Genomic DNA, 5,397 nt, shown 5'->3' on the forward strand with positions numbered 1-5,397 from the left:
GTTCTTTGAGAACTCAATAGTGTGTCGATGAATGTCAGTGCCAAAGTTTTTATTTTGGTTCCGATCTTCGCCCCCCGTGTGAGGGTCGGACATTTTTTAGTCAGCTATTTTCCGGCTGGCGTTTAAGTTAGGTTTTCGGACTCTGGTTCGAGATACTTCTGATTCGCCCTTCGGGGTGAGTTGAGAGTCTTCAACGGAGAGTTTGATCCTGGCTCAGGACGAACGCTGGCGGCGTGCTTAACACATGCAAGTCGAGCGGTAAGGCCCTTCGGGGTACACGAGCGGCGAACGGGTGAGTAACACGTGGGTGATCTGCCTCGCACTCTGGGATAAGCCTGGGAAACTGGGTCTAATACCGGATATGACCGCGAATCGCATGGTTTGTGGTGGAAAGATTTATCGGTGCGAGATGGGCCCGCGGCCTATCAGCTTGTTGGTGGGGTAATGGCCTACCAAGGCGACGACGGGTAGCCGGCCTGAGAGGGCGACCGGCCACACTGGGACTGAGACACGGCCCAGACTCCTACGGGAGGCAGCAGTGGGGAATATTGCACAATGGGCGGAAGCCTGATGCAGCGACGCCGCGTGAGGGATGACGGCCTTCGGGTTGTAAACCTCTTTCGACAGGGACGAAGCGCAAGTGACGGTACCTGTAGAAGAAGCACCGGCCAACTACGTGCCAGCAGCCGCGGTAATACGTAGGGTGCGAGCGTTGTCCGGAATTACTGGGCGTAAAGAGCTTGTAGGCGGTTCGTCGCGTCGATCGTGAAAACGTGCAGCTCAACTGCACGCTTGCGGTCGATACGGGCGGACTAGAGTACTGCAGGGGAGACTGGAATTCCTGGTGTAGCGGTGAAATGCGCAGATATCAGGAGGAACACCGGTGGCGAAGGCGGGTCTCTGGGCAGTAACTGACGCTGAGAAGCGAAAGCGTGGGTAGCGAACAGGATTAGATACCCTGGTAGTCCACGCCGTAAACGGTGGGCGCTAGGTGTGGGTTTCCTTCCACGGGATCCGTGCCGTAGCTAACGCATTAAGCGCCCCGCCTGGGGAGTACGGCCGCAAGGCTAAAACTCAAAGGAATTGACGGGGGCCCGCACAAGCGGCGGAGCATGTGGATTAATTCGATGCAACGCGAAGAACCTTACCTGGGTTTGACATACACCAGAAACACGTAGAGATACGTGCCCCCTTGTGGTTGGTGTACAGGTGGTGCATGGCTGTCGTCAGCTCGTGTCGTGAGATGTTGGGTTAAGTCCCGCAACGAGCGCAACCCTTGTCCTGTGTTGCCAGCGCGTTATGGCGGGGACTCGCAGGAGACTGCCGGGGTCAACTCGGAGGAAGGTGGGGACGACGTCAAGTCATCATGCCCCTTATGTCCAGGGCTTCACACATGCTACAATGGCCGGTACAGAGGGCTGCGATACCGTGAGGTGGAGCGAATCCCTTAAAGCCGGTCTCAGTTCGGATCGGGGTCTGCAACTCGACCCCGTGAAGTTGGAGTCGCTAGTAATCGCAGATCAGCAACGCTGCGGTGAATACGTTCCCGGGCCTTGTACACACCGCCCGTCACGTCATGAAAGTCGGTAACACCCGAAGCCGGTGGCCTAACCCTTGTGGAGGGAGCCGTCGAAGGTGGGATCGGCGATTGGGACGAAGTCGTAACAAGGTAGCCGTACCGGAAGGTGCGGCTGGATCACCTCCTTTCTAAGGAGCACTTCTACACAGTCCTTCGAAGAGTCGAATGTGGTTGTGTCAGAGACCGTTTGTGTCCCCGTCGGTGGGACCGCGGAAGCTCATGGGTGGAACGCTGACAGGCTTCATCGCGCCAAGGTGCCGGCTCTGTCCGGTACCGCGGTGGATATATCGACACACTGTTGGGTCCTGAAAGAACAGACGTTCTTTCCAGGCAAAAAATACGATCCGCCCGGATCTTCCTTGATACCGCGAAGAGTTCTTCGGTTTGGTCTTGTGAAATTCGATTCGGTGCGGGTGTGTTGTTTGAGAACTGCACAGTGGACGCGAGCATCTTTGTTAGTAAGTGTGTAAGAGCGTACGGTGGATGCCTTGGCACCAGGAGCCGATGAAGGACGTAGGAGGCTGCGATAAGCCTCGGGGAGCTGTCAACCGAGCTGAGATCCGAGGATTTCCGAATGGGGAAACCCAGCACGAGTGATGTCGTGTTACCCGCCATTGAATATATAGGTGGTGTGGAGGGAACGTGGGGAAGTGAAACATCTCAGTACCCACAGGAAGAGAAAACAATAGTGATTCCGTGAGTAGTGGCGAGCGAAAGCGGAAGAGGCTAAACCGGTTGTGTGTGATAGACGGCAGTCGTTGCATGGCCGGGGTTGTGGGACCTGCTTTCTCAGATCTGCCGATCTGGGCGACAGTCAGAAAAGATCGCGTTAGTCGAATTGGTCTGGGATGGCCGACCGTAGACGGTGAGAGTCCGGTAGACGAAAACGTGTTCTCTGTCGTAGTGGGCTCCCGAGTAGCAGCGGGCCCGTGAAATCTGCTGTGAATCTGCCGGGACCACCCGGTAAGCCTGAATACTCCCTGGTGACCGATAGCGGACTAGTACCGTGAGGGAAAGGTGAAAAGTACCCCGGGAGGGGAGTGAAATAGTACCTGAAACCGTGCGCTTACAATCCGTCAGAGCCTTCGATTTCGGTCGTGGGGTGATGGCGTGCCTTTTGAAGAATGAGCCTGCGAGTCATCGGTGTGTGGCGAGGTTAACCCGTGTGGGGTAGCCGTAGCGAAAGCGAGTCCGAATAGGGCGTTTGAGTCGCATGTCATGGACCCGAAGCGGAGTGATCTACCCATGGCCAGGGTGAAGCGACGGTAAGACGTCGTGGAGGCCCGAACCCACTTAGGTTGAAAACTGAGGGGATGAGCTGTGGGTAGGGGTGAAAGGCCAATCAAACTCCGTGATAGCTGGTTCTCCCCGAAATGCATTTAGGTGCAGCGTCGCGTGTTTCACACTGGAGGTAGAGCTACTGGATGGCCTAGGGGGCCCACAAGCTTACCGAAGTCAGCCAAACTCCGAATGCCGGTGTGTGAGAGCGCGGCAGTGAGACTGCGGGGGATAAGCTTCGTAGTCGAGAGGGAAACAGCCCAGATCGCCGGCTAAGGCCCCTAAGCGTGTACTAAGTGGAAAAGGATGTGGGGTCGCTGAGACAACCAGGAGGTTGGCTTAGAAGCAGCCACCCTTGAAAGAGTGCGTAATAGCTCACTGGTCAAGTGATCCTGCGCCGATAATGTAGCGGGGCTCAAGTACACCGCCGAAGCCGCGGCATTCCAGTATTGATCTTGCTTTCGAGCCAGGAGCTGGGATGGGTAGGGGAGCGTCGTGTAGCCAGGGAAGCAGCGGGGTGACCTAGTTGTGGAGGCTGCGCGAGTGAGAATGCAGGCATGAGTAGCGAAAGACGAGTGAGAAACTCGTCCGCCGAATGACCAAGGGTTCCTGGGCCAGGTTAATCCGCCCAGGGTGAGTCGGGACCTAAGGCGAGGCCGACAGGCGTAGTCGATGGACAACGGGTTGATATTCCCGTACCCGTGTATCCGCGCCCAATGGCGAATCAGTTGTGCTAAGTGCCCAAAAGCGGATGGACCTCCTTCGGGAGGCCGGATGTGGCTGCGCACGACCCTGGCTGTAGTAGTCAAGCGATGGGGTGACGCAGGAAGGTAGCTGGGCCCGGTGGTGGATTACCGGGTGTAAGCCTGTAGGGCGTTGTGTAGGCAAATCCGCACAGCATGTGCCTGAGAGGTGATGCGTAGCCGGTTGAGGTGAATTCAGTGATCCTATGCTGCCGAGAAAAGCCTCTAGTGAGTTGGTACACGGCCCGTACCCCAAACCGACACAGGTGGTCAGGTAGAGAATACTGAGGCGATCGAGATAACTGTGGTGAAGGAACTCGGCAAAATACCTCCGTAACTTCGGGAGAAGGAGGGCCCGATCTGGTGATGAGTCTTGCACTCGGAGCTGGGTTGGGTCGCAGAGACCAGAGAGAAGCGACTGTTTACTAAAAACACAGGTCCGTGCGAAGTCGTAAGACGATGTATACGGACTGACGCCTGCCCGGTGCCGGAAGGTTAAGAGGACCGGTTAGCGCAGTAATGTGCGAAGCTGAGAATTTAAGCCCCGGTAAACGGCGGTGGTAACTATAACCATCCTAAGGTAGCGAAATTCCTTGTCGGGTAAGTTCCGACCTGCACGAATGGCGTAACGACTTCTCTGCTGTCTCCACCACAGACTCGGCGAAATTGCATTACGAGTAAAGATGCTCGTTACGCGCGGCAGGACGAAAAGACCCCGGGACCTTCACTATAGCTTGGTATTGGTGTTCGGTACGGTTTGTGTAGGATAGGTGGGAGACTGTGAAGCGGGCACGCCAGTGTTCGTGGAGTCGTCGTTGAAATACCACTCTGGTCGTATTGGACTTCTAACCTCGGGCCATGATCTGGTTCAGGGACAGTGCCTGGTGGGTAGTTTAACTGGGGCGGTTGCCTCCTAAAGTGTAACGGAGGCGCCCAAAGGTTCCCTCAGCCTGGTTGGCAATCAGGTGTTGAGTGTAAGTGCACAAGGGAGCTTGACTGTGAGACTGACAGGTCGAGCAGGGACGAAAGTCGGGACTAGTGATCCGGCACCGGCATGTGGAAGCGGTGTCGCTCAACGGATAAAAGGTACCCCGGGGATAACAGGCTGATCTTCCCCAAGAGTCCATATCGACGGGATGGTTTGGCACCTCGATGTCGGCTCGTCGCATCCTGGGGCTGGAGTAGGTCCCAAGGGTTGGGCTGTTCGCCCATTAAAGCGGCACGCGAGCTGGGTTTAGAACGTCGTGAGACAGTTCGGTCTCTATCCGCCGCGCGCGTTAGAAACTTGAGGAAGGCTGTCCCTAGTACGAGAGGACCGGGACGGACGAACCTCTGGTGTGCCAGTTGTCCCGCCAGGGGCACGGCTGGTTGGCTACGTTCGGAAGGGATAACCGCTGAAAGCATCTAAGCGGGAAGCCTGTTCCAAGATGAGGTTTCTCACCCCCTCGAGGGGGTAAGGCCCCCAACAGACCATTGGGTTGATAGGCCAGAACTGGAAGTGCGGTAACGCATGGAGGTGACTGGTACTAATAGGCCGAGGACTTACCAACAAAGTTGCTACGCGTCCACTGTGCGGTATCTGAAACAACACACGCATGCTCGAGCTCGGGAACGGGTTCGCGCGTGGGTAGTTTCATAGAGTTACGGCGGCTATAGCGGTGGGGAAACGCCCGGTCCCATTCCGAACCCGGAAGCTAAGGCCACCTGCGCCGATGGTACTGCACTCGCCAGGGTGTGGGAGAGTAGGACACCGCCGGAACATACATTCGCGAAGGCCCCCAACCACCAGGTTGGGGG

Annotated in this window: 3 rRNA genes; all 3 read left to right on the forward strand. The window is 56.6% G+C overall.

What is annotated here, in order from left to right:
* Positions 1-190 precede the first annotated feature (190 nt).
* Positions 191-1,707, forward strand: a 16S ribosomal RNA gene (locus tag NK1_RS33045).
* 328 nt (positions 1,708-2,035) lie between these two features.
* Positions 2,036-5,150 (forward strand): 23S ribosomal RNA (locus tag NK1_RS33050).
* Positions 5,151-5,242: 92 nt separating this feature from the next.
* A 5S ribosomal RNA gene (gene rrf, locus NK1_RS33055) occupies positions 5,243-5,359 on the forward strand.
* Together the 16S, 23S and 5S rRNA genes form the textbook arrangement of a ribosomal RNA operon.
* Positions 5,360-5,397: the final 38 nt, after the last annotated feature.

The organism is Nocardia kruczakiae NBRC 101016 (genome assembly GCF_001612965.1).
Classification (GTDB): domain Bacteria; phylum Actinomycetota; class Actinomycetes; order Mycobacteriales; family Mycobacteriaceae; genus Nocardia; species Nocardia kruczakiae.